Source organism: Streptococcus sp. 3167, from assembly GCF_013277175.1.
Taxonomy (GTDB): domain Bacteria; phylum Bacillota; class Bacilli; order Lactobacillales; family Streptococcaceae; genus Streptococcus; species Streptococcus pseudopneumoniae.
In genome coordinates this window covers 1-1,071 of the sequence record NZ_VMML01000115.1, presented here as the reverse complement: position 1 = coordinate 1,071, position 1,071 = coordinate 1, and the positions used below count along the sequence as shown (strand labels likewise).

3 protein-coding genes are annotated in these 1,071 nt (G+C 39.2%); all 3 read right to left on the bottom strand.

Annotation, left to right across the window (positions count from 1 at the left end; translation table 11 throughout):
• The coding region (locus tag HT678_RS11195; protein ID WP_172925057.1) for a DUF3310 domain-containing protein at positions 1 to 147 on the bottom strand (147 nt) is incomplete at its 3' end.
• Positions 144 to 566, bottom strand: coding sequence for a YopX family protein (locus HT678_RS11190; RefSeq protein ID WP_138702291.1), 423 nt, complete (start codon positions 564 to 566; stop codon positions 144 to 146). The genes HT678_RS11195 and HT678_RS11190, both read right to left, overlap by 4 nt.
• Positions 563 to 1,054 (bottom strand): MazG-like family protein, encoded by a 492-nt coding sequence (locus HT678_RS11185; RefSeq protein WP_001093849.1) that lies wholly within the window; start codon positions 1,052 to 1,054, stop codon positions 563 to 565. The genes HT678_RS11190 and HT678_RS11185 overlap by 4 nt, the downstream gene beginning before the upstream one ends.
• Positions 1,055 to 1,071 lie beyond the last annotated feature (17 nt).

The window sequence follows — 1,071 nt, the reverse complement described above, 5'->3', positions numbered from 1 at the left end:
CATATACTTGATTGCGTTGCCCCAAAAGAAAGCAGACGCTCCGGAAAGGTTCCCAACGAAGTTATGCACAACATCGATAGCCTCAAGACCGTTTGCACCTTGGTAGTGGCTTGGTTTGTTTATATTGTCAATTATTTCTGGGTTCATTCCTTATCCTCCAAAAGTTCTGGGTTTTCGTAGATATTGCCAATGACTTCATAATTCTTGCGAATATCTTCATAGTCCATAGCTTGAAACCATTCATCATCATAACTAGAATTAAGGTGAAACCCGATATTTTTTATTTTATATCCAAAATCTTCCTCATAAATCCATTTACCAAATTTGACTACGCTGGGCATTCCACTATTCCTAGAAACCACATCCCCCTCGAAAATCTCCACCCCGTTCTTATCCTTGAGTCCTGTTGATTGCATGAGGATCAATTCTGACTTTTCGATAGGAATAAGAAGTTTGGAGTCCGATGTTGGTTTTTCCATGTTGCAAATCAAGCCGTTATCTGTGATAAAAAAATGTTCTACGAATTTCTTTTCTACGCTATCCCACACTCTAAATTTTGGTGTCATGCCAAATCCTCCTCCTTCACAAAGCTGCCATCAATCCAACGACCCTTGCGATCTTTGATTTCTTGGTATGCCAGTTCAAAACACTCTTCAAAATCATAACCTAGCGACTTGCTGATTGATTTTAGATGACCAATCAATAGAGTCAATGATTTTATACGTAAGGTCATAAGTTTCAGATGTTGTTCTGTTTGAATGTTGCTAATACATGTATTTGCGTACGCGAATGATGTCATAATATCGTTCTTTCTAACATTCTTCGACTCTTCAAAAATACTATCCAAATCCACTTTGCTCAACAATCCCAGACCGACAATCACGACTGCGCAATCTCCAATGCTATCCTTGGTCAGCTTCTCATTCTTCTTGAGATAGCCTGCGCACAACTCACCGAACTCTTCGCTAAGTTTTAATGACTGCTTGTCTAGTCGTCCACCGTTTTCTAAATCACGGTCAATAAACCATTGTTTGACTTTTTCTAGTGTGTTCATAGTAGTACCTCATCCCC

Bases quoted from the DNA above. Each gene is read 5' to 3' on its own strand.
- HT678_RS11190 (WP_138702291.1), bottom strand. From the start codon at position 566: ATGACACCAAAATTTAGAGTGTGGGATAGCGTAGAAAAGAAATTCGTA.
- HT678_RS11185 (WP_001093849.1), bottom strand. From the start codon at position 1,054: ATGAACACACTAGAAAAAGTCAAACAATGGTTTATTGACCGTGATTTA.